The 22,302-nt window shown below is 29.8% G+C and carries 22 protein-coding genes and 2 riboswitches; of the genes, 19 read left to right on the top strand and 3 right to left on the bottom strand.

Annotated features, from left to right (window positions below):
* The 12 genes from ABDZ93_RS06615 (at position 1) to ABDZ93_RS06560 (ending at position 13,174) form a co-directional block, all read left to right on the top strand.
* On the top strand, positions 1-312 hold the full coding sequence (locus tag ABDZ93_RS06615; RefSeq protein WP_343824853.1) for an energy-coupling factor ABC transporter substrate-binding protein: 312 nt from the start codon (positions 1-3) through the stop codon (positions 310-312).
* Complete coding sequence (locus ABDZ93_RS06610) at positions 306-1,013, top strand: CbiQ family ECF transporter T component (RefSeq protein WP_343824852.1); 708 nt, start codon at positions 306-308, stop codon at positions 1,011-1,013. Before ABDZ93_RS06615 ends, ABDZ93_RS06610 begins: the two co-directional genes overlap by 7 nt.
* Positions 1,014-1,453: 440 nt before the next feature.
* Positions 1,454-2,146, top strand: a complete 693-nt coding sequence (locus tag ABDZ93_RS06605; protein WP_343824850.1) for a Crp/Fnr family transcriptional regulator — start codon at positions 1,454-1,456, stop codon at positions 2,144-2,146.
* Positions 2,147-2,219: 73 nt separating this feature from the next.
* Positions 2,220-2,990, top strand: coding sequence for a formate/nitrite transporter family protein (locus ABDZ93_RS06600; protein WP_343824848.1), 771 nt, complete (start codon positions 2,220-2,222; stop codon positions 2,988-2,990).
* Between the two features lie 14 nt (positions 2,991-3,004).
* Entirely contained in the window at positions 3,005-4,012 is a 1,008-nt protein-coding gene (gene asrA, locus ABDZ93_RS06595; protein WP_343824846.1) for an anaerobic sulfite reductase subunit AsrA, read from the top strand.
* Complete coding sequence (asrB, locus tag ABDZ93_RS06590; protein WP_343824844.1) at positions 4,013-4,807, top strand: anaerobic sulfite reductase subunit AsrB; 795 nt, start codon at positions 4,013-4,015, stop codon at positions 4,805-4,807.
* A gap of 14 nt (positions 4,808-4,821) precedes the next feature.
* Positions 4,822-5,784 carry a sulfite reductase subunit C gene (gene asrC / locus ABDZ93_RS06585; protein WP_343824842.1) on the top strand — a complete coding sequence of 321 codons (963 nt, stop codon included), beginning with the start codon at positions 4,822-4,824 and terminating at the stop codon, positions 5,782-5,784.
* 97 nt (positions 5,785-5,881) lie between these two features.
* Positions 5,882-6,057: riboswitch (cobalamin riboswitch) on the top strand.
* A 225-nt stretch (positions 6,058-6,282) separates the two neighbouring features.
* A complete protein-coding gene (locus tag ABDZ93_RS06580; RefSeq protein WP_343824840.1) occupies positions 6,283-7,167 on the top strand; it encodes an energy-coupling factor transporter transmembrane component T in 885 nt (294 codons plus the stop codon).
* The gene (locus tag ABDZ93_RS06575; protein ID WP_343824838.1) at positions 7,148-8,827 is read left to right on the top strand and encodes an ABC transporter ATP-binding protein; all 1,680 of its coding nucleotides are present in this window, start codon (positions 7,148-7,150) and stop codon (positions 8,825-8,827) included. The genes ABDZ93_RS06580 and ABDZ93_RS06575 overlap by 20 nt, the downstream gene beginning before the upstream one ends.
* Entirely contained in the window at positions 8,814-9,503 is a 690-nt protein-coding gene (locus ABDZ93_RS06570) for an ECF transporter S component (protein WP_343824836.1), read from the top strand. The genes ABDZ93_RS06575 and ABDZ93_RS06570 overlap by 14 nt, the downstream gene beginning before the upstream one ends.
* A gap of 13 nt (positions 9,504-9,516) precedes the next feature.
* On the top strand, positions 9,517-12,303 hold the full coding sequence (locus tag ABDZ93_RS06565; RefSeq protein ID WP_343824834.1) for a DUF4430 domain-containing protein: 2,787 nt from the start codon (positions 9,517-9,519) through the stop codon (positions 12,301-12,303).
* Between the two features lie 70 nt (positions 12,304-12,373).
* Positions 12,374-13,174 (top strand): DUF4430 domain-containing protein, encoded by an 801-nt coding sequence (locus ABDZ93_RS06560; protein WP_343824832.1) that lies wholly within the window; start codon positions 12,374-12,376, stop codon positions 13,172-13,174.
* Positions 13,175-13,262: 88 nt separating this feature from the next.
* Here ABDZ93_RS06560 and ABDZ93_RS06555 read toward each other — a convergent pair whose 3' ends face one another.
* Positions 13,263-13,877 carry a DedA family protein gene (locus ABDZ93_RS06555; RefSeq protein ID WP_343824830.1) on the bottom strand — a complete coding sequence of 205 codons (615 nt, stop codon included), beginning with the start codon at positions 13,875-13,877 and terminating at the stop codon, positions 13,263-13,265.
* Between the two features lie 353 nt (positions 13,878-14,230).
* Positions 14,231-14,413, top strand: a riboswitch (cobalamin riboswitch).
* A 237-nt stretch (positions 14,414-14,650) separates the two neighbouring features.
* A complete protein-coding gene (locus tag ABDZ93_RS06550; protein ID WP_343824828.1) occupies positions 14,651-15,826 on the bottom strand; it encodes an aminotransferase class V-fold PLP-dependent enzyme in 1,176 nt (391 codons plus the stop codon).
* A gap of 262 nt (positions 15,827-16,088) precedes the next feature.
* Here ABDZ93_RS06550 and yedE point away from each other — a divergent pair, with 262 nt between their 5' ends.
* The 7 genes from yedE (at position 16,089) to ABDZ93_RS06515 (ending at position 21,282) form a co-directional block, all read left to right on the top strand.
* Complete coding sequence (gene yedE, locus ABDZ93_RS06545; protein ID WP_343824827.1) at positions 16,089-17,186, top strand: YedE family putative selenium transporter; 1,098 nt, start codon at positions 16,089-16,091, stop codon at positions 17,184-17,186.
* Entirely contained in the window at positions 17,170-17,385 is a 216-nt protein-coding gene (locus ABDZ93_RS06540) for a sulfurtransferase TusA family protein (RefSeq protein ID WP_341349071.1), read from the top strand. Before yedE ends, ABDZ93_RS06540 begins: the two co-directional genes overlap by 17 nt.
* 1 nt (position 17,386) lies before the next feature.
* Entirely contained in the window at positions 17,387-17,623 is a 237-nt protein-coding gene (locus ABDZ93_RS06535) for a putative Se/S carrier protein (protein WP_343824825.1), read from the top strand.
* 143 nt (positions 17,624-17,766) lie between these two features.
* The gene (locus tag ABDZ93_RS06530; RefSeq protein ID WP_343824823.1) at positions 17,767-18,462 is read left to right on the top strand and encodes a response regulator transcription factor; all 696 of its coding nucleotides are present in this window, start codon (positions 17,767-17,769) and stop codon (positions 18,460-18,462) included.
* A gap of 88 nt (positions 18,463-18,550) precedes the next feature.
* Entirely contained in the window at positions 18,551-19,474 is a 924-nt protein-coding gene (locus tag ABDZ93_RS06525; RefSeq protein WP_343824821.1) for an ABC transporter ATP-binding protein, read from the top strand.
* On the top strand, positions 19,467-20,231 hold the full coding sequence (locus ABDZ93_RS06520; RefSeq protein ID WP_343824819.1) for an ABC transporter permease: 765 nt from the start codon (positions 19,467-19,469) through the stop codon (positions 20,229-20,231). The genes ABDZ93_RS06525 and ABDZ93_RS06520 overlap by 8 nt, the downstream gene beginning before the upstream one ends.
* Before the next feature lie 148 nt (positions 20,232-20,379).
* A complete protein-coding gene (locus ABDZ93_RS06515) occupies positions 20,380-21,282 on the top strand; it encodes a sensor histidine kinase (protein WP_343824817.1) in 903 nt (300 codons plus the stop codon).
* 207 nt (positions 21,283-21,489) lie between these two features.
* Here the strand turns inward: ABDZ93_RS06515 and ABDZ93_RS06510 are convergent, their stop codons facing one another.
* Positions 21,490-22,146, bottom strand: a complete 657-nt coding sequence (locus ABDZ93_RS06510; protein ID WP_343824815.1) for a PHP-associated domain-containing protein — start codon at positions 22,144-22,146, stop codon at positions 21,490-21,492.
* Positions 22,147-22,302: the final 156 nt, after the last annotated feature.

The following is a 22,302-nucleotide window of genomic DNA, read 5'->3' as shown; positions in this document are numbered from 1 at the left end:
ATGAAAAAAAATATAGGATTAATTTTATTATGCATAGCAATTGTGGTAGGATCTTTATTCTTAGGTAGAAATGGTGAATTTAATGGTGCCGATGGAGAAATTGAAGTTAAAATTCAAGAGTTGAATGGAAATTATGAGCCATGGGCAGCTCCTATGTGGGAACCACCATCAGGGGAAATTGAAAGCTTTCTTTTCTGTTTACAAGCAGCAATTGGAGCTGGATTCATAGGATACTACATTGGTGTTAAAAAAGGAGCTTCAAAGAATAAGGGAGCTAAGACTAATGTAGGTGGAAAAGTGAAAGAATGTTAAGGACAGTACTTTCATATTCAAAGCTAAGTAAATTAGCAAATGTTCATCCTATAGAGAAAATAATTTTATGTATATTACCAATAATAGCACTTAGTTTTAGTACTAAGTGCTATCCTTTGGTTATAAATATAATGGTTTTTCTTGTGCTTCACATTGTTTATAAGAACCCTATGCATATAGTAAAACACTTTGTAGAGGCAACTTTTTTATTTGCTTTAGTTTCTTCTATAACTTTTGTATTTGATTATGGATTGTATAGTACTTTAATACTTATATTAAAGGCAGTGTCTGGAGGGGTATCAGTTAGTTTTTTAACTTTAACAACACCTACAGATCATGTATTTTATATATTCTCTAAGATAAATTGGCTTAGAGATATTTGTGATATAGGAAAATCTATGGAGAGATTTTTAATACTTATAGATGATGAATTTCAAACATTACGAAAGGGTATGTTATGTAGAGGTGCATTCGGTGGCTTTAAGAATAAGGTTAAGGATTCAGGAAGTCTTGCTGCTTTACTTTTTATTAATACTTTAAAACGTTGGAAAGAAATTAAGGATGGAATTAATAGTAGAGGCTATAAAGGAAATATTTATTATGGTTGTGAAGAGTTTGATTTGTCATATAAAAGAATAGTTATGATAGTAGGATATATTACATTTCTTATTATTTTAGTGGGTATACCTAAGTGGTTTTAGAAGCTAGGTATACTTTTTATTTTTTGATAACTTTCTTCATTCAATATAGAGTTTTGTAGTTTATATGGTTAAAGATATATACTATATAATAAAGGATGTTAAAAATATAATTTAAAGTATAGAACTTAAAAGGACAAAAAATAGGAAAAGTCCTTCTGAAGTAATTTGAAGGAAATTTCCTATATAAGATAAATATAAAAGATTAAGGATTTAATAGTTATTGATAACTATTATCAATAAATTCATATTACTATAATATTTTACATATGTCAATGCAATTGAGAACTATTTTCAATTAAAGTGTAATGTTTTTAATAAACATATTTGTTAATATATAATTAAGAAGAAATATGTAATATATTTGTATAAATAAATTTTAAAAAAATATATATAAGATATGGGTGATAAAACAATTAAAAATGATTGGGGTAATTTAGGAAATGAGATATGTTAAGTTAGAAGAGTTGAAGAAACTCCCAGGTTTTAATGGGTTAGATGAGAATATTTTAAGAAAGTTATCTAATATTATTAGAGTTAATAGGTATGAAAAGGCGAAGGTACTATTTAGGGATAAGGATATTGTAGATAATATATATATTGTATTAAAGGGAAAAGCTTCACTATATAAGTTTAATGAAAAAGGTCAAAAAAAGGTTATATTCATATTGGGGGAAGGCGATTTTATAAATGAAGTTATATTACAAAATTCTACCTCATCTATAAATTGTGAAACTATAGAGGATTCTCAAATAATGCATTGTAACACTGTAGAACTTTTACAGGTAATGGAAGAGAACTTTGAACTTACAAAAATTGTACTATATTCTTTATCCTTAAAAGTAAGAAGGATGTATAGGCAGTTTAAAAATACTACTGGAGTTTTAAGTATGGGAAAAAGAGTTGCATCAAAGCTTTGGAAGCTAGGACGAGATTATGGAGTACCATTAAATAATGGCATACTAATAGACATGGAAATTAGTATAACTTATCTAGCGGACTTATTTGGAGCTCAAAGAGAGACCATATCAAGGGCATGTAAAGAACTTAGTGAGCTGGGGTTAATTGAATATAGCAATAAGAAATTTATAATAAAAGATGAAGAAAAACTTTTAGAATATTTTAAAACACCGTGATTAAAATCACGGTGTTTTAAATTTTACAAGCATATAATGAAGCTATAATATTAAAAAGTGGAAGGGGTTTACTATGGTTTGTGGAGATTTTAACAAAGTGTGTGTAGCAGGTAAATCTAAAATTCAGATGTTAAATGAAAATCCAATAGGATATTTCATTTCTTCTATGTTAGCAGGATTATTTGTAGGATTAGCTTCTATGCTTATTTTTACAATAGGAGGTCACTTAACAGCAGCAGGTTCGGGTGCTACAAAGATTATCATGGGACTATCCTTTGGTGGAGCACTGAGTCTAGTAGTAATGGCAGGTGCAGAATTATTTACTGGAAACAATTTTGTACTAGCATCAGCATCTTTTAATAAAGATGTACAGTGGAAAAGTACTGTGAAACTATGGATAGTATGTTTTTTAGGAAATCTATTAGGCTCCATTATAGCAGGGATAATGTTTAAATTAACAGGATTAGCTACAGGGAGTGTAGGTGAGTATATTGCAAAGGCATCAGAAGTGAAGATGACAATGCCATTAATACCACTATTTTTCCGTTCTGTATTCTGTAATATCTTAGTTTGTTTAGCAGTTTGGTGTGGATTTAAATGCAAAGAGGAAGTTGCAAAACTTATCATGATATTCTGGTGTTTATTTATATTTATTACTGTAGGTTTTGAGCACAGTGTTGCTAATATGACTGTATTAACTATAGGTTTATTATCACCTTTTGATGCTTATGTCACTATAGGTGGATATATATATAATATTCTAGTTGTAACACTTGGAAATATGGTTGGAGGTATTTTATTTGTGGCTCTTCCATATTATATGATATCAAGAGAAAAAAAGTAAATTAGAGGTGAATTATGGGTTACAAATTATGCTTAGACAAGTTTAATAAAGTTTTAAAAGAGCTCTCATCAGAATATAAAGTATACGCTCCTGTATTAATCGAGGGTGGTGCAAATTTCTCTGATACATACAGAGTTAGGTATGGAGAAATATCTAAAATTCAGGATGTAGTATTTAATGAAAAATCTCATTTTTCCTTTAAGGAAGTATTATTACCACAATCTGAAACACTATTTTATTTTACTGAAGATGAGGTTAAAGAAGCAGCACCTAAGTCTAAAGGTTCTATAGTATTTTTAAGAAGCTGCGATTTAAATGCTGTAAGAAGAATGGATGATATATATTTAAGAAATGGCTTTGAAGACTACTATTATAAGAGACTTAGAGAAAACACAAAATTTATATTAATGGGATGTGAAACAACCTTCGAAAATTGTTTTTGTGTAGACATGGGAACTAATAAATCAGATAACTATGATGGATATATTAAAGTAGATAATGATGAGATTTATTTTGATAGTAAATGTGAACTTTTTGACATTCTATTAAAAGGTGAAAATGCTGAAACTTTAAATGTAGAACCAGAATACGTTACTGAAAATAATGTTAGCGTTAACATTCCAAAAGAAATTACTTTAGATGTTATGAAATCAACTATTTGGGATGAATATAATCAAAGATGTATTGCTTGTGGTCGTTGTAATTTTGTCTGTCCTACATGTACTTGCTTTACTATGCAAGATATTTTTTATCAAGATAATAGTAAAGTTGGAGAGCGTAGAAGAGTATGGGCCTCATGTCAAGTGGATGGATTTACTGACATGGCTGGAGGTCATAGTTTCAGACAAAAGAAAGGTCAAAGAATGCGCTTTAAGGTATTACACAAAGTATATGATTACAAGAAAAAATGGGGTTACCATATGTGTGTAGGCTGTGGTAGATGTGATGATATATGCCCAGAATACATTTCATTTAGTAACTGTATCAATAAATTGCAATCAGCATGTGATGAGGTGAAGTAGATGAATAAAAATGAATATATACCTTTTATTTCAGAAATAAAAGAAGTAATACAACATACAGAAATTGAGTATACCTTTAGAATGAGCTATGTTGGAGATGTAAAACCAGGCCAATTCTTTGAAGTATCTCTACCTAAGTATGGAGAAGCACCTATATCAGTAAGTGGTATTGGAAAAGATACTGTTAATTTAACAATACGTAAGGTAGGAAAGGTTACCGATGAAATATTCAGTAACTATGTAGGAGATAAATTGTTTTTAAGAGGACCTTATGGAAATGGTTTTGATATAGAAACTTACAAGGATCATGAGGTTGTAGTAGTGGCAGGTGGTACAGGGCTTTCTCCAGTAAGAGGAATTGTGGACTACTTTGCTAATAATCCACAGGATGCTAAAAACTTTTCTTTAATTTGTGGATTTAAATCACCAGAAGATGTTTTATTTAAAGATGATGTGGAGAGATGGAAGAATACTATAGACCTAATTCTTACTGTAGATAAAGCAGACGAGAATTATAAAGGGAATGTGGGAATGGTGACTAAGTATATTCCTGATATGGATATAAACGATATTAATGATGTACAAGTAGTTGTAGTAGGACCACCAATCATGATGAAATTTACTGTGGCAGAATTCTTAAAGAGAGGAATTCCAGAGAAGAATATTTGGATTTCTCAAGAGAGAAAAATGTGTTGTGGAATTGGAAAATGTGGACACTGTAAAATAGATGATACTTATATTTGCTTAGATGGCCCTGTATTTAACTATACAAAGGGTAAAGAGCTAATAGATTAATTGGAGGTGAGGATATGGATATAAACACTAAAAAACTTAAAAAGAATGCCTTTAGAGTTACAAAAACAAGAGGATTTACTGCATCAAGAATTCGTGTTCCAGGGGGGAAGATGGATGCTAAGTATTTATCTATGGTTCAAGAGATTGCAGAAAAATATGGTGATGGAACTGTAAACATTACTACGAGACAAGGATTTGAAGTACCTGGTATTAGATTTGAAGATATAGATAAAGTAAATGCTTTACTACAACCAATCATCGAAGGATTAGAAATTAATCAAGTAGATGAAGGCATGGGTTATTCTGCAGCTGGAACTAGGAATATATCTGCATGTGTAGGAAACAATATCTGTCCATATGCTAATTACAATACAACAGAGTTTGCTAAAAAGATAGAAAAGGCTATATTCCCAAATGACCTACACTTTAAAGTGGCATTAACAGGGTGCTCTAATGACTGCGCAAAAGTTAGATTAAATGACTTTGGAATAATAGGAATGACCGAACCACAATATGATATGAATAAATGTGTATCCTGCGGAGCTTGCGTAAAAGCATGTACAAGGAAATCCACTGGAGCATTAACTATGAATAACTATAAAATTCAACGTGATCACAAAAAGTGTATAGGATGTGGAGAGTGTGTAATAGCGTGTCCGACGGATGCATGGACTAGAAGTAGAGAAAAATATTACAAGCTTGTTCTTTTAGGTAGAACAGGAAAGAAAAATCCACGTATGGCAAAAGATTTTATAGCTTGGGTAGATGAGGAAAGTATCATAAAAATTATCTGTAATACTTATAACTATGTTAAGGAATATATAGATAAGGATGCCCCAGGTGGTAAGGAGCATATAGGATATATTGTAGATAGAACAGGATTCCCAGAATTTAAAAAGTGGGCAATGGAAGGAGTTAATCTATCGGATAAAACTATTGTTCAAGAAACCATGTACTGGGATGGAATTAAGTATTAAAAATAATATATTTTACTCACAATTGACTTTTGCCCCTTGAATGTAAATATTTGTTGTAGTATAATCATATTTGTAAAATTTGCGAAAATGAATAAAAAGTAAATAATGAAATATAGGTTTGATTTTATCAATTAAAAGGGAAGTAGGTGTAAATCCTACACGGTCCCGCCGCTGTAAAGGTGGAGTTTTGTACTTATACCACTGGGAAACTGGGAAGGTGTACAAAAACCATGAAACCTGAGTCAGAAGACCTGCCTGTGTTTTAACACGTAAACTCTGCGGAGAATGGAGTGGTGTAACACAAGATATTTATATACATATGTATACATAAATATATTTTTAATATATTCTTTGTATTTATATATTTTTATGATGTATATGATTGGTAATTATGATGTTATTTAAGTCCATTTAACTTAGAGTTAAATGGACTTTTTTTACGTTTAAATTTATTCGAAATAAGTAGTAAATTAATATTTATTAAAAGGAGGCGAAAAATTGAGTTTTAAAATAAGAAAGTTTGATTTTCATGTTTTAACATATATTATTTTATTTTTATCATTAATAATAATAATTTTTTCTAATGATAATCCAGCAGTGGTTTTCTCTCTATATTTTTATATATTTTCATTATTCATATATAGCGGAAACACATATAAATTAAAAAAAGTTTTAGTTTATTTTATACCCTTTGCCATATTTATAATTCTTCTAAATATGATATTTGTTACACAAGGTAGTATGGTTTTACTTCAAATTGGAAGTAAAAAATTTACCTTGGAGGCTTTGATATACGCATTAACAATGGCACTTAAGTTATTTGCAGTGGCCAGTCTCTTTATATCCTTTGAATTTATTATTGATTCAGATAGGGCAATTTCATATTTTTCAAGCAAGATGCCAAAATCAACTTTAACTCTGGTTATTGCTTTTAAGTTAGTTCCTGGTCTTAGAGATAGATTAAATAAACTTAAAGAAATTTATACAATTAGAGGAGTTGATTTTAATAAAAAGAGTTCAAGAGAAATGACTAAAAGCTATGTTCCAGTATTGTCAATATTACTTGAAAATTCTATGGAAAGTTCTTTCGATATAGGGGAAGCAGCTTTTGTTAGAGGATTTTTAAGTAATGAAAGAAGTACCTATGACAGACAGAAGTTTAGAAAAAAAGATATTTCTATTATGGTTTTAAGCGGAGTTTTATTAATAGTATATATATTTGCTCAATATAAAGGAGCTGTTGATTTCAAAATATATGATGGGATAAGTCTAGTAAATATATTTAACTATGGAACAACATCAATATTTGTGATAATTCTAGCTATTACATTATTAATTTTAAAATATAGTAGGGAGAAAGACAATGGAATATATAGAGATTGAAAATTTAAGTTATTCATATCCTCTAGAAGGAAAGAAATCTTTAAATAACATAAATTTAGGATTAGGTAGAGGAGATGTTTTATTAGTAGTTGGGAAATCGGGTTCAGGAAAATCAACTTTAGCTAAATCAATTACAGGTGCTGTTCCTCATTTTTACGGTGGTACCATATCAGGAGGAATTATCATTGATGGAGTATCGCTAGAAGAGATGAGCCATAGCGAAAGGGCAAAGACAGTTACAATGGTTTTTCAGGATCCAGAGAAGCAATTAATGATGAATAAGGTTCACCGAGAGATTGCTTTTGGACTTGAAAATATAGGGGTAAGTGAATCAACAATTAAGAGACGTGTATGGGAGGTCATGGAGTTTATAGGAATAACTGACCTGGCAGAAAGAGATATAACAACTTTATCAGGAGGGCAAAAGCAAAAGGTTGCAATAGCCTCTGCAGTGGCATATTTGCCAAAATGTATTATTTTTGATGAACCTTCCTCTCAGCTTGATGTTTCTGCGGCAGAAAGCATTGTGAATCTAATTAGAAAAATAAATGAAGAATTGGGAATAACAATAATAGTTATAGAGCAGCGAGTAAATAAATGGTTTGATATAGCTGATAAGATTGCCTATATGAATGAGGGTAAAGTTAATTTTTATAATAGTAGGTATGATTTTTATAAAGAATCTAAGGAAGAAGTTTTTAATTTTTTACCTGATTATTTGAAGTTAACAAAAAAACTTTCATGGGATGCCATGCCTAATGATTTCAAAGAAACTAGATGTAAAATCGATGATAAATATTCTGACATTGGATTAGAGTGTTTAGATTCAAAAACAGATAAAAATTATATTAAGAAACAAGCCTGCGAATATGGTAATAATGCAATAGAAATAGAAAAATTAAATTGCTATTTTCATTCAATTCATGCCATAAAAGATCTTTCATTAAATATTGAAAATGGAGATTTCATAGGTATTATGGGAGCAAATGGGGCCGGTAAGAGTACACTTTTAAATTCTCTTATTGGGCTTAAAGAGTATAAAGGTAGTATTAAGGTATTTGGTAATGAAGTGAAAAAATTAACTGTTAATAAGATGGCAAGTATCATTGGATATGTATCACAGAATCCAAATGATTATATATCAAAATCAACGGTGTATGAAGAATTAAAGTTTACAATGGATAATTATAATTCCTTTGATAAGGAAGAATTAGAAAAGGTTTTAAAAGATTTAGATATTTATGAACTTATGGATAAAAATCCAAGGGATTTAAGTGGAGGTCAAAAACAGAGGGTAGCCATAGGTTCTATATTGGTGATGAAGCCTAAAATACTTCTCATTGATGAGCCAACAAGAGGCCTTGACCTTGAAGTTAAAAATAAATTAGGTAGGGTTCTTAAAAATTTAAATAATAATGGAACTACAATAGTTATGGTCACCCATGATGTAGATTTTGCCTGTGATTTTTGCAAAAATTTTGCCCTTATGTTTAATGGAGAAGTAGTATCAATAGGAAGTAGAGATGAGGTACTAAGCCATGGAATTTACTATACAACTTCCATAAATAAACTTTTTAAGAATGTAAATGAGAAGATTTTTACACTTGATGAAGGAAAAAAATATTTACTAAAAGAGGGACAAGCAAATGAAAAAAATTAGTTTAATAATAACATCCCTTATTATTTTAGTTCTTATGATACTTACACTGCAAAAGGATATACAAAATAGTTTTGCTTTACTTTCTACATTGGGGGTTTTGGGAATACTGTTTTTAAGTTATTTTTACTTTGAGAAAAGTATGCTGGGTACAAAGGAGATTGCAGTAATTGCAACTCTAAGTGCATTTACTGCACTATCTAGGATTGCATTTGCTCCTATACCAAATGTGAAACCGGTAACATTCCTTGTGGCATTATCAGGTTTTGTATTTGGACCCTATGAAGGATTTCTTATTGGGAGTACATCAGCATTTTTGTCTAATATATTTTTTGGACAGGGACCATGGACACCATGGCAGATGTTTTCTTGGGGACTTGTGGGAATTATCTCTGGTATTTGGGGTAGAAAAGGAAAAAGAGTAAGTGCCATAAAATTTTCAATTATATGTTTTATCTATGGATTTATGTTTGATTGGATCATGAATTTTTGGTATGTGTTGGGCTTTGTAAAACCAATTACAATACAAAGTGTTATCATGGCTTATCTGTCAGGATTAACATTTGATATTTTACATGGAGGAGGTAGCTTTATTTTTTCAATTATATTCTATGATAGCTTTATTGATGTACTTTTAAGATACAAAAGAAGGCTTGATATAACTTATATAAAAAATTAATGGAGGGGATTTTATGAAGAAGACATTTAAAAAGAATCTGTTATGTTTATTAGTTGCATTACTAATTGGATTTACTCAGTTCTCAACAATTTTTACACAAAAAGTTGAAGCTGCTGATAAATCTGTAAAGGTAAAGGTTAGAATTGAAGCTAATGACCATACTATTATTCCAGAAACAGAAGTGGATGTAACAAATTTTGAGCTAGAACCTTATAACTGTAGTGAAGTTGAAGGGCAACCTAAGGCGATACATGCTATAATCAAAGCTTTAGAAGTCAATGGTCTTAATCCAAAGGATCAAAGCAAATTTAACTTTGGACGTGGGAGCTATATATCAAATATTGATGGAGTATCTCAGGGATCATTTGGGTCATTTGATGGTTGGGGATATTATGTTAATGATAATTATACTGATAAGTTAGTTGGTGGTCATAATTTAGTAGATGGCGACAGTATAGTACTATTCTACATGGAAAATTATGTGTACGCACGTTATGGTTACTTTGATAAGAAAGCAGTTAGTGCAAAAACTGGGGAAGATATTTCACTAGATTTAACTGGTAAGTATTTTTTCCCAGGTGGCATTCCAAAAGATGTGGCTTTAGTAGATAAGGCAAAAGTAATTATTAATGATAAAGAAACTGAATATGTTACTGATGAAAATGGACAAGTAAAGCTAAACTTTGATAAACCAGGAACTTATATTATTTCTGCAGATAAAAGAGTAAAGGCGTGTGATCCATTTGACTACAGTAAAACTGGTAGGCCCTTTAAAGATAGTGTTCTTGAAAATAGAATGCTAACAAGACCATATTGTAAGATAGTAGTTGAACAAAAGGATGAAGTTGCTCCAGAAATAACAACAAATATAAACAAAACAACAGTAACGAAGAGTGAGTTTGCATTTACAGTATCTGCTATTGATGATGTTGATGGAAAGGTTAATAACGAAGTTAAATTAGGAGAAAATGTTATTGAGCCTAATGAAGATGGACAATATGTTGTTAATCTTTCTAAGGGCGAAAATAGAATATCTGTTAAAGCAGTAGATAAGGCTGGAAATGAAGGAAAGAAGACTATAGTAGTTAACTATAAAGAATTATTACCTATTGGTTCATATGATATTAAGAGCGAATTAGAAAAAACTAAAAACTATATGATTTCTAACAATGGTGATGAGTGGGCAGCGTTAAGTTTAAGTAAATTTGGGATTAAAGGAAATAAAGAAAGCTTTAACAATATAGTTAAGCAATTTAAGAGTGGAGTAGAGGAAGACGGATTATCAGAGTATTTTTATAAAGATACGGATCTTGAAAAAATGATAATATATGTTACTAGCCAAGGCTATAATCCTTACAATTTCTTAGGTCATGACTTAGTTAAGGAGTTATTGAATAGAGATGTAAAAGAATTTAATAGATATGCACAGATATTTGGACTTATGATTTACGATTACTGTAATGTAAGTGGAGAATATAAAATAACAAAAGATATACTAGCTAAGGAGTTAGTTGATAGCAAAGTGGTTTATGATGTAGATGGAAATGAATACTGTGGATGGAATATATGGGGTTCTGATGTAGATGTTGATACAACAGCTGCTGCAATAAATGCTTTATCAAGCTATTATGACAATAATAAAGAAATTAAAGACATAATAGATAAAGCAGTTAAAACATTAGCGTTAATGCAAAAAGAAAATGGATGCTATGAAGCTTGGGGAAGTGAAGCTAGTGAAAGTATTAGTTTTACAATTTTAGGACTTACATCAATAGGTGTTGATCCAACTAGTGAGTTATTTACTAAATCAAATGGAGAAGTTCTAAACAACTTAGTTTCTGCTTTGCTTACATTTAAGGGCACTGATGGTCAATTTAAGCATACAACAGATACTAATAATAATTACATGTCAAGTGAACAAGCATTAAGAGCTTTAATTGCATTAGAACAATTTAGAGCAAATGGTAGATATAATTATTATAAGAGTAATATTGATGCAAAAACATTGCCTGTATATGTTGAAGGTAATAATACTCCTATAGTTAACGTTCCAAAAGATACAGATGATATTAAAATACCTATAGGCGTAATTAAGGGTTCAGAGTCAAACGAAGTAGTAGTAAATTGGGGCGATACATCTTTAAATATACCATCTAAGATTTTTGATTCATATACAGGAATTCTAGAAGATTATCAGGTTATCTTAAAAAGAGAAGTTTTAGATAAAAATTCTAATATATTAAATATAGAAAATGGAACTAAGGTCATAGGTAAGGTTTTTGATTATACTATGTCAGTAAAAGATAATAGTGGAAAGATAACTGAAATAAAGGATTTTGGTAGCAACAAAGTAAAGGTAGTAATAAAATTATCAAAAGATGATGTAAAGAGAATAGATGCTTCAAAATTAGCAGCATATTATTACAATGGTACTAAATGGGAAAAAATAGATGGTGGTAAATTTGATAATAATAATTTAACATTTACCTTTGAAACTACACATTTTAGTGTTTATAGCTTGATGGTTAAAGATGATCAGTCTAAGGATAATAGTGATAAAACAGATGAGGAATCAACTAATAAAGCAGATAATGAAATAAACAATGATACAAATAGCAAAACAAATAATGAAATAAACAATGGTGGTAAGAGTGAGCCAAATACTGCTAATGGTAATAAAGCAGACAAGCTTCCTAAAACGGGAAAAGCTATGGATTTAAATTTACTAATAGTTGGTTCATTTATTTGTATAGTATCAGGAGTTGTTTTAATAAGAAGAAAAAAAGTTAGTAATAACTAAAATAATAAATACATAAGGAAGCTGTAGGCTTCCTTGTGTATTTATTAGAATTTAGAGAGAAGGTGCTATATTGAAGCGTAAAAATAAGATATTACTTATAATTTCTGCTCTTATTATTTTTACTGGAATGTTTGTTTTTGCACAAAAACTTCAAAAGTCATACAATAATACAATTGCTGAGAAAAGTACAATCACAGATGAGCGAGAAAATAAAGAAGATAGCAAAAACGATAAAATTAATAAGGAAGTAAGTAATAAGGAAACTAGTACAGATACGACAGATAATAAAGAAAATAGTAAGATTAATAAAAGTAATGAAGAAGTTAATGATAAAGAAAATATTGTAGATAATGATTCATCTATAGTTAAAGATAATTACGATGCTAATAATAAAAAGACTTCTAATACTAAAAATTCATCTGCTGAAAAGAAAGAAACTTCAAGTGAAAAGAAAGAACCATCAAATTTAACGGATAGTTCTAAAGTGACTGTAGAACCTAAAAAGGAGGAACAAGCTCCAGATGTGAAGGATGAAACTCCAAATTTTATAGTAATTGATACAATAAGTAATAAAACACTAGCTTCTAAACATGTAAATTATGATAATATTACTGTTGCTCAATTAACATTTAAGGTTTTAGATGAGTTAGGGATAAAATATAGAACTACAGGCTTTAATGATACAACATATTTTGCATCTATTGCAGGGCTTAGAGAAAAAGCAGCAGGACCTTTAAGTGGATGGTGCTTTTATGTAAAGAAAAGTGGAAGTAATGAATTTGTTAAACCTAATGTGGGAACTGGGAGTTGGATTTATAATAAAGGTGATACTGTGATATGGAAGTATTGGGAAGATGGAGTTAATAATTAGTCTTTACCAGTGGAAATAATAGCTAAATATATAAAATAATAAAGTGCCTTCATTGATAATAGGCACTTTATTATTTTTTCAATTACTCCTAAGACTTCTTTCTTTTTTTCATAAATTTATAAGCTAAGAATCCAAAACCTATTACTAGAATAGATATAGCTACAATAGAATAATCTTTCAATATCTTTTGAATTAGGTCAGTATTTTCACCTAAGAAGTAGCCTAAAGATATAAGAATTATGTTCCATATGGTTATTCCTCCAAAGGAGTATAAGATAAATTGAGAATAACTCATTTTTACAGCCCCTACAGCTAGTGATATGTAAGTTCTAGTTAAAGGGAATAATCTGCTTAGAAATACAGCTGGTTTTCCATACTTATCAAGAAATAAATCTAACTTACTGAAACTCTTTTTTGCACCAGATGATTTACTACAAAGCCAATTTATTATAGGAGAACCTCCAAAGTATCCAATAGTATAACAAAGAGTTGAACCAATTAGTCCTGCTACAGTACTAAGAATAATGACTCCAATAAAGCTAAAATTACCATAAGAAGCTAGAAGACCTATAAAAGGTAGTAATACTTCACTTGGCAATGGGAAACAGGAGTATTCTAAAAATACCGCTAAGAAGACACCAGGATATCCAAATCCCTGTATAGTGGTTATTATTGTATTTAAAAAATCATTAATAAAATCCATATAAGCACCTCAAATTTTTATATTTTAAGATATAATTAAACAAATGTATTATAAACTTAAAGTGTATAAACTTAAAGTTTAATTAAGTTAAGTTTATGTTAAATACAATATATTGTAATATATTATTAAAGTTTTAAAGATATAACTTATATCTAAATTACTTATACTTTTATATTGAAGCAAATTAGTAAAAATAATAAGTGTATTGTATAAGATACTAAATGAAAATTAAGGAAAACCCTTGAATTACATAGGTAAGAGTAGTATAATAATATTGTAGTTGATACACTATATTATATTAAAAAACAATATATAACGTTAGCTTACATAAGCTGATTAATAAAGAGAAAATTTAATATAAAAATAATAGAGGTACAAAGTTTAATACTTTGTTTAAAAGGGAAGTAAGTGAAAATCTTATACGGTCCCGCCGCTGTAATGGGGAGAAGCTTCTTAAAGCGCCACTGACGAATGTTGGGAAGGCTGAAGCAACTATGAACCAAAGTCAGAAGACCTGCCTATATTAATACACTAGATACTCTACGGTAGATGGAGGGGTGTTATAAAAGAATGGATATATATTAAAGTATGGCATATACTTTAATGTAATTTTTCTGTGATTTTTATACCCCTTAACTGAAGAGTTAAGGGGTTTTGTTTTTAAGTAAATATATAACTTTAAATCCCTAACAATTATTGCCCTATAAAAAATTTATATATAATAATTAAAGGTTTGAAGATATTGCATCTTTGAGCCTTTAATTATTATATTGTTAAAAATATAGAGTGTTATTATCTGATGAAGCAATTACATCTTTAATAGCATTAACAGCATATAATACATCATCTTCAGTGTTAAAGGAGCCAAAGGAGAATCTTACTGTTCCGTTAGGGAAAGTGCCTAAGGTCTTATGAGCTGATGGTGCACAATGAAGTCCACATCTTACAGATATACCATAGTTTTTGGATAGCATATAGGATATTTCACCATTGTCGACCTTAGGAAAATCAATTGATACTACAGAAGTCCTATTTTCTGCTGATGGTAGTCCGAGAACTTTAATTTCTTTTATATACCTAATGTTATCTAAAAATAGTTTAGTTAATTTCATTTCATGGTCTTTTATATTGATAATTCTTTTTTCTTTTAGATATTTTAAGGCTGCATTTAAGCCAAATATTCCAGGTATATTTGGGGTACCACCTTCAAATTTATCAGGCATATAATCAGGCTGAACTTCATATTCAGAAAAGCTACCAGTACCACCTTCTATAAGAGGAGTAGTTATTTTAGCTAACTCATCTTTTATTAAGAATCCACCTATACCTTGAGGTCCAAGAAGTCCCTTATGACCAGTAAAACATAAAATATCTATATTCATTTTCTCCACATCTATAGGAATTGAGCCAGCAGTTTGTGCTGTGTCTGCAATGAAGTAAATATTGTTTGCCTTGCAGAACTGTCCTATTTCTTCAAAGGGCATAATAGTTCCACATACATTAGAGCTATGAGTCATTACTACAGCTTTAGTATTAGGCTTAAGATATTTATGTAAATCAGATGGATTTAACTGTCCTAGGGAATCACAAGGTACTACAGAGTGATCTATACCTTTACTATGTAAGGCGTTTAAAGGTCGAAGCACTGCATTATGTTCCATAGAAGAAGTAATCACATGGTCACCAGCCTTTAAAAATCCTTTTAAAACAACATTAAGACTATGAGTTATATTGCTAGTAAAAATTACATTTTCAGGTTTTGAAAAATTAAATAGTTCACATAGTAGTTCTCTAGTTTCATAGACTATGTTTTCTGCATTAAAGGAGCTATCATAACTACCCCTGTTTACATTTCCACCTACATTAACAATATAATTTGCCATAGCTTCAGCTACAGAATTAGGTTTAGGAAAGGATGTAGCACCATTATCTAAATATACTTTTCTCATAATATACCTCCTGAAGTATATATTACACTTTACAAAAATATTTTAATTTACACATTTTTTTCTTACATCATTATATCATAGAGAACTAAATGTGAGAGGTTTTACAAGGCTCGGCAAATAACTATTAAAAAATCCGATAGGTTTATAGACAACTATTGGTAATAAAAATTTAATAAAAATATAAATATATGTTAAAATTTACTTGAGATGAAATATTATCTAAATTTATAAGATATTATAAAATATATGGGGGGAATAAAGCGTGAAAGAAAAAAGAGGAATAATCTTAGCTGGTGGAATCATTGGTTTATTATCTGTAGCTTTGGTTTATTTAGGTAATCCTAAAAATATGGGTGCTTGTATAGCGTGTTTCTTAAGAGACATAGCAGGTGCTGTAGGCTTACATAGAGCTGAAGTTGTACAGTATATAAGACCAGAAGTATTGGGTATAGTTTTAGGAGCATTTATAATTGCCCTATTCACAAAAGAATTCAAAGTAAAGGGTGGTTCTTCACCATTCTTGAGATTTATTCTTGGTGCTATAGTTATGATTGGTGCTCTAGTATTCTTAGGATGTCCACTTAGAATGGTACTTAGAATTGCTGGAGGAGACTTAAATGCTATAGTAGGATTACTTGGCTTTGCAGCAGGAATATTTATAGGAATTCAATTCTTAAACAGGGGATTTACTTTAAAGAGAAATTACAATCTAAATACAGCAGAAGGATATGCAATGCCAGTGATAGCAATAATGCTACTAGTACTATTAATATCTGCTCCAGCATTTATATTCTTTAGTGCAAAAGGTCCAGGTTCTATGCATGCACCTATATGGTTTGCTTTAGCAGCAGGACTTATTATAGGAATTGTATCACAAAGAACAAGACTTTGCATGGTAGGTGGAATTAGGGATCTAATCATGTTTAAAGATAGCTATTTAATGTGGGGATTTGTATCTATCTTTGTAGTTACATTAATAGGGAACTTAGTTCTAGGAGATTTTAAACTAGGCTTTGTTGAACAACCTATAGCTCATAATGATGCACTATGGAACTTTATGGGTATGTTAGTTGCAGGTTGGGGTTCAGTACTTTTAGGAGGATGCCCATTAAGACAATTAATACTTGCTGGAGAAGGAAATGCAGATTCTGCAATCACAGTAATGGGGATGATTGTTGGAGCAGCTTTTGCACATAACTTCAAATTAGCATCTTCAGGAGAAGGTCCTACTGGCAATGGAAAAATTGCAATATTTATAGGAATAGCAATATTATTAGGGATTTCTTATTTCTGTATGAATAAATCATTTAACATAAGTAAGAGTAAAGCTGATAGCAAAGGTGGTGTTTCTATTGGTTAAGGTAGATGCAAGGGGAATGAGCTGTCCTCAACCAGTTTTAATGGCTAAAAAAGCATTAAGTGCAAACAAAGATGGATTTGAAATATTAGTTGATAATAATGTAGCTAAGGAAAATGTTTCAAGGTTTATTAAAAATGCAGGTTTAAATGCTGTAGTTACAGAAGTAGAAGAAGATTTTCTAATAAAGGCAGTTAAATAGAATGCAGTATATTGGAGTTTTTTTCACTCATTCTGGAGCTATAAAGTATCATAGATATTTGGATAGTCTCAAAATAACTAATGAAACTATGCCAGTTCCTAGGAGGCTTAGCTCTAACTGTGGAATCGGGGTTAAATTTACTACAGATAAAAATATAAATAATATGATAATTGAAGATATTGAAAAGATATTTAAAATTGAGGGTAATGAAAGCATTCTTGTATATGAATGCGAATAAATAAAAAAAGAATCTATCCGTAGCAGGATAGATTCTTTTTTTACAATATTTTAGATTTATATATAGTTGATTATGTGATATAAAGTATATAGAGAATATATATGTAAGTCACATTACTGTACTAATAAAGAGAGGTGTTATATATGGGAGAAAGAATATCTATTTTAGTAGTAGAAGATGATGTAGATATAAATGGGTTACTATGTAAAATTCTTAAAAAGCAAGAATATGAAGTGAGTAGTGCATATTCAGGCAGTGAAGCTAAAATGTGCATTAACATGTATAATTATGATTTAATACTTTTAGACTTAATGCTACCAGGATTAACTGGAGAAGAGTTAATAGAAGAAATTAGAAAAACTAAAACCATGCCAATTATAATTATATCTGCAAAAACTGAAATTACAGATAAGGTTAAATTATTGAAATTAGGTGCAGATGATTATATTACTAAACCCTTTGAGATAAGTGAAGTGTCGGCAAGAGTAGAAGCACAACTAAGGAGATATAAAAGATTTAATGGCGTAGAGGATAAGGAGCAAGTTTTAACTTATAAGAATCTAGAGCTAGATAAGGAAGCCATGAAGGTTACAGTGAATGGAAATGAACTTACATTAACGGTAAGGGAATTTTCCATACTAGAGCTTTTACTAAATCATCCTAAAAAAGTATTCACTCGAGAAAACTTGTATAAAAATATATGGAATGAAGAGTTCTACGGAGAAGACAATACAGTAAATGTACATATTAGCAATATTAGAGCTAAGATTTCAAAAATAGATAAAGATACAGAGTATATAAAAACTATTTGGGGTATAGGTTTTACCATGGCTGAATAAACTTTATGATTTCTTTAACTTTTCTTAAGTGTTTATTGAGTTTTAGATTTTATAATAAAGACAATAGGAAAAGGAAAGGTTGATATATATGAAAGAAAGTATATTAATTACAAGAAACTTAAGTAAAGCCTACGGAAAATTTGAGGCAGTAAAGTCTACTAATATAAATATAAAAAAAGGCGCAATATATGGATTAGTAGGAAAAAATGGGGCTGGTAAAACTACTCTATTAAGGATGATTGCTGGTCAAACTATGACAACTAGTGGTGAAATTGAATTGTTTTCAGAGACTACGGATAAAGGGTTAGAAATTTCAAGGAAAAGAATAGGGGCAATGATTGAAACACCAAGTTTTTTTCCATATCTAACAGCAGAGCAGAATCTTGAATATTATAGAGTTCAAAGAGGAATAGCGGGGTCAGAATGCATAGAACAATTACTTAAAGATGTAGGACTTGGTGACACTAAAAAGAAAAAATTCAAAAGTTTTTCATTAGGAATGAAACAGAGATTAGGGCTAGCCCTTGCAATGATGAATAATCCGGACTTTTTAGTTTTAGATGAACCAATAAATGGACTTGATCCAATGGGAATTGTAGAAATTCGTAATCTTCTTTTAAAACTAAATGAAGAGAAGAACATTACCATAATAATTTCAAGTCATATACTAAGTGAATTAGCTAGTATAGCTACGGAATATGGATTTATAGAGAGAGGACAGATGGTAGAACAGATTTCAGCAGAAGAACTTAAGGAGAAGTGTAAAGAATGCTTAGAGCTATCAGTTGATAATACTGAAAAGGCAGCAGTCTTATTAGAGGATAAGCTAAATTGTCATGAATATGAGGTATTACCTAATAACATAATTCGAATTTATAAATTTACAGATACACCTTCCAAGGTAAGTAGTGCAATTGTTAAGAATGGAGTAGAGTTAAATTCTATGACTATAAAAGGAACTAGTTTGGAAGAATATTTTGTTTCATTAGTTGGAGGTGGTATCAATGCTTAATTATATAAAAAGTGAATTATATAGAACTACTCATCGTAAGTATCCGTATGTTCTAGTTGGAGCTTCTTCATTGATATGTATTCTAGGGAATATATTAGCGGTATGGTTTATGAAAGATCAACCAGAAATGAATAGAATATCAATGTCAGATATGTTAATGATTTCAACAGCTCTCTTCACAATGATATATTACTCTGTAATTATGATTGTAGATATTGTATTTTCAGATGAACATAAGCATCAAACTTTAAAGAATACAGTATCATTTGGAATTAATAGAACAAAGATATATTTAGGAAAGTTTCTTTCAGAGTTAATTGTAGCTATAATATCTTTAGCTATAGTTACCACTGTGTTAATATTAAGTTCTTATATTTTTCTTGGTTCAGATGGTGCAACTACAGTAGAAACACTTAAGAATTTTGGAACTAAACTTTTGGCTGTATTCCCACTTTGGGTAACAGGAATAGCTATTGCAAATTTACTTGCTTTTAATATTAAGAATAATAATATATTTGCTTTTGCTTATCTAGGAGTTGTAGCTGTATTTCCAGGAATAATAAAATATCTTGCTTATTTAAAACCTATATTTGTAAAGATACAATCATATTTAGTTTCTTACAACATTAAATTCATAGTAATGCAAGATAAGATTTTTTCAAAGGATATTATAAAATGTTATGTGCTGGGCATAGTATATATAATTTTGATAACAATTATAGGAATTATTTCTTTTAGAAGAAAAGAGATAAAATAATAGTTAACTAGGGAACTATAAGAATATAAAACTATGGAACTATATAACAATATAGCTATTTAAATAGTTGTTCTGTTCATGTGGGGTTCAGGAGTTTTCATTAATAAAAAACATATACTTATGATATGAGTCTTAGGAGGAGCATTATATGATATATATAACTATTTTATTTGGTAGTATAGCAGCATTATTTATAGTGCTCTTTCTACTAGATCACTATAATATAAGGAATATAAAAAAGGAATTAAAAAATCTTAGGAGCATAAAAACCAATCAACAATTAAGAATAGTAGCACCTAATAAAAATATTGAAGAGATGATAGGCGAAATTAATTTTATATTAGAAAAAAGCCAAAATGATAGGATAGCTCATGAGAAAAGCGAAAGCGAATTAAGAAAGCAGATTGCTAATATATCTCACGATTTAAGGACTCCACTTACATCTATTCTAGGATATGTACAGCTTATTAAGGATGAGTCTGCCAGTGAAGAAGAAAAACAAGAGTATTTAGATATTATAGAAAAGCGCTCTAAGGTATTGCAAAATCTTATTACAGGTTTTTATGATTTATCTAGATTAGAAGCCAATGAATATGCCCTAGAATTTAAAAAGGTTAATGTTGAAAGGTTACTATGTGAAATTGTAGCTGCTTTTTATAATGATTTCATTGATAGAGGCTTTGAAGTAGAAGTGGATCTACAAGAAAAATTACCAACTATAGTTGCAGATGAAAATGCTATAATTAGAGTTTTTACTAATATATTTCAAAATGCTTTAAAGCATGGGAATAAAACTATGGTTATCTCTCAAAGACAAGAAGCAGGAATGATTATTTCTACTTTTAGTAATAGAGTAGAAAACTTTACACAGGAAGATTTAGAACATGTTTTTGATAGATTCTTTACTGTGGATAGAATGAGAACTGGTCAAAATACAGGGCTTGGATTAACTATTGTAAAGAAACTTACAGAAAGTATGGGACATGAGGTTTCTGCTAGTTTAGAGGATGAAGTCTTTACCATTGAGATAAGATTCAAATTAAGTTCATAGTATAAAACATACAAGGTTTAAATAAAGAAAAAGGAACATTCTTAGTTGAAAATTCAACTAAGAATGTTCCTTTAATATATATTCATGAAGTGGATTAAAAGCTTAATTATTTATTTTTATATATTGTTTCCCAAAAAGTTAAATTTAAAATTAATATCAGAGTTATACTTTGATATTTTTCCAGTAAATTATTTTGAGACAATTCATTTATCTAAGGGTATCGTAAATATTTATTCTTTCAAAACCATGTTTTTTACCTATAACAGGACAACAATCCTTTGATTTTATAGCTTCAATAAAATCTTTCATATCTCTTATAGTTCCGTTGAACTCTGTAGCATAAGAGCCAACTTTATCATTAACATGGCAATCACTTGCTCCAAAGATTCCTAGATCTAATTCTGTAGCTATTGAGTAAGCAGTTAAATTGTGATGAGGTGGGGTACTACCATTGAAAGCCTCTACACCATCTAGAATATCAGTTATACTTCGGATATTGTCACCTAGCCCTCTATTATTAGTTCTATAAGGATGAGCTGCTATGGCAGCACCATTATGTTCTTTTACTAAAGTTAACAATTCACGAGGAGAGAGTTTATTTGGAACAAATTTATCTCTAGGTATATCTTCAACTCCAAAGATTACGATATCACCTTGAGTAGTAAGTACCTCTGCACCTACTAGAACTAAAATTCCATCTTTATAAAAGTGAGATCCAGTCTCTTTTATTAAATCTGCATTATCATGATTAGTTATACATACTCCATTCAAGCCAACTTCATTGGCTCTAAGAATTATATCGTCAAAAGATATTAAGCTATCAAAAGAATATTTATTTTCATGCATATGAGTATCTATAATCATGGTATTTCTCCTTTAGATTAAATTTCACACTATTAAATAATGATATATCGTAAAATCACAGTTAATAGATATTTTTATTCAATAGTAATTCTTATAATAATATTAACCTATATTAAATAAAAGTTCTTAGATAATTACAATATTAAATAGATAAAG

The organism is Clostridium subterminale (genome assembly GCF_039521425.1).
GTDB classification, from domain to species: Bacteria; Bacillota; Clostridia; order Clostridiales; family Clostridiaceae; genus Clostridium_J; species Clostridium_J subterminale.
The sequence above is the reverse complement of the archived record's forward strand: the minus strand, read 5'-3'. Positions and strand labels throughout refer to the sequence as shown.

What these genes read in the sequence shown, in the direction of transcription:
- ABDZ93_RS06615 (WP_343824853.1), top strand. Translation starts at nt 1, where the DNA reads ATGAAAAAAAATATAGGATTAATTTTATTATGCATAGCAATTGTGGTA.
- ABDZ93_RS06610 (WP_343824852.1), top strand. Translation starts at nt 306, where the DNA reads ATGTTAAGGACAGTACTTTCATATTCAAAGCTAAGTAAATTAGCAAAT.
- ABDZ93_RS06605 (WP_343824850.1), top strand. Translation starts at nt 1,454, where the DNA reads ATGAGATATGTTAAGTTAGAAGAGTTGAAGAAACTCCCAGGTTTTAAT.
- ABDZ93_RS06600 (WP_343824848.1), top strand. Translation starts at nt 2,220, where the DNA reads ATGGTTTGTGGAGATTTTAACAAAGTGTGTGTAGCAGGTAAATCTAAA.
- asrA (WP_343824846.1), top strand. Translation starts at nt 3,005, where the DNA reads ATGGGTTACAAATTATGCTTAGACAAGTTTAATAAAGTTTTAAAAGAG.
- asrB (WP_343824844.1), top strand. Translation starts at nt 4,013, where the DNA reads ATGAATAAAAATGAATATATACCTTTTATTTCAGAAATAAAAGAAGTA.
- asrC (WP_343824842.1), top strand. Translation starts at nt 4,822, where the DNA reads ATGGATATAAACACTAAAAAACTTAAAAAGAATGCCTTTAGAGTTACA.
- ABDZ93_RS06575 (WP_343824838.1), top strand. Translation starts at nt 7,148, where the DNA reads ATGGAATATATAGAGATTGAAAATTTAAGTTATTCATATCCTCTAGAA.
- ABDZ93_RS06570 (WP_343824836.1), top strand. Translation starts at nt 8,814, where the DNA reads ATGAAAAAAATTAGTTTAATAATAACATCCCTTATTATTTTAGTTCTT.
- ABDZ93_RS06565 (WP_343824834.1), top strand. Translation starts at nt 9,517, where the DNA reads ATGAAGAAGACATTTAAAAAGAATCTGTTATGTTTATTAGTTGCATTA.
- ABDZ93_RS06555 (WP_343824830.1), bottom strand. Translation starts at nt 13,877, where the DNA reads ATGGATTTTATTAATGATTTTTTAAATACAATAATAACCACTATACAG.
- ABDZ93_RS06550 (WP_343824828.1), bottom strand. Translation starts at nt 15,826, where the DNA reads ATGAGAAAAGTATATTTAGATAATGGTGCTACATCCTTTCCTAAACCT.
- ABDZ93_RS06535 (WP_343824825.1), top strand. Translation starts at nt 17,387, where the DNA reads ATGCAGTATATTGGAGTTTTTTTCACTCATTCTGGAGCTATAAAGTAT.
- ABDZ93_RS06530 (WP_343824823.1), top strand. Translation starts at nt 17,767, where the DNA reads ATGGGAGAAAGAATATCTATTTTAGTAGTAGAAGATGATGTAGATATA.
- ABDZ93_RS06525 (WP_343824821.1), top strand. Translation starts at nt 18,551, where the DNA reads ATGAAAGAAAGTATATTAATTACAAGAAACTTAAGTAAAGCCTACGGA.
- ABDZ93_RS06520 (WP_343824819.1), top strand. Translation starts at nt 19,467, where the DNA reads ATGCTTAATTATATAAAAAGTGAATTATATAGAACTACTCATCGTAAG.
- ABDZ93_RS06515 (WP_343824817.1), top strand. Translation starts at nt 20,380, where the DNA reads ATGATATATATAACTATTTTATTTGGTAGTATAGCAGCATTATTTATA.
- ABDZ93_RS06510 (WP_343824815.1), bottom strand. Translation starts at nt 22,146, where the DNA reads ATGATTATAGATACTCATATGCATGAAAATAAATATTCTTTTGATAGC.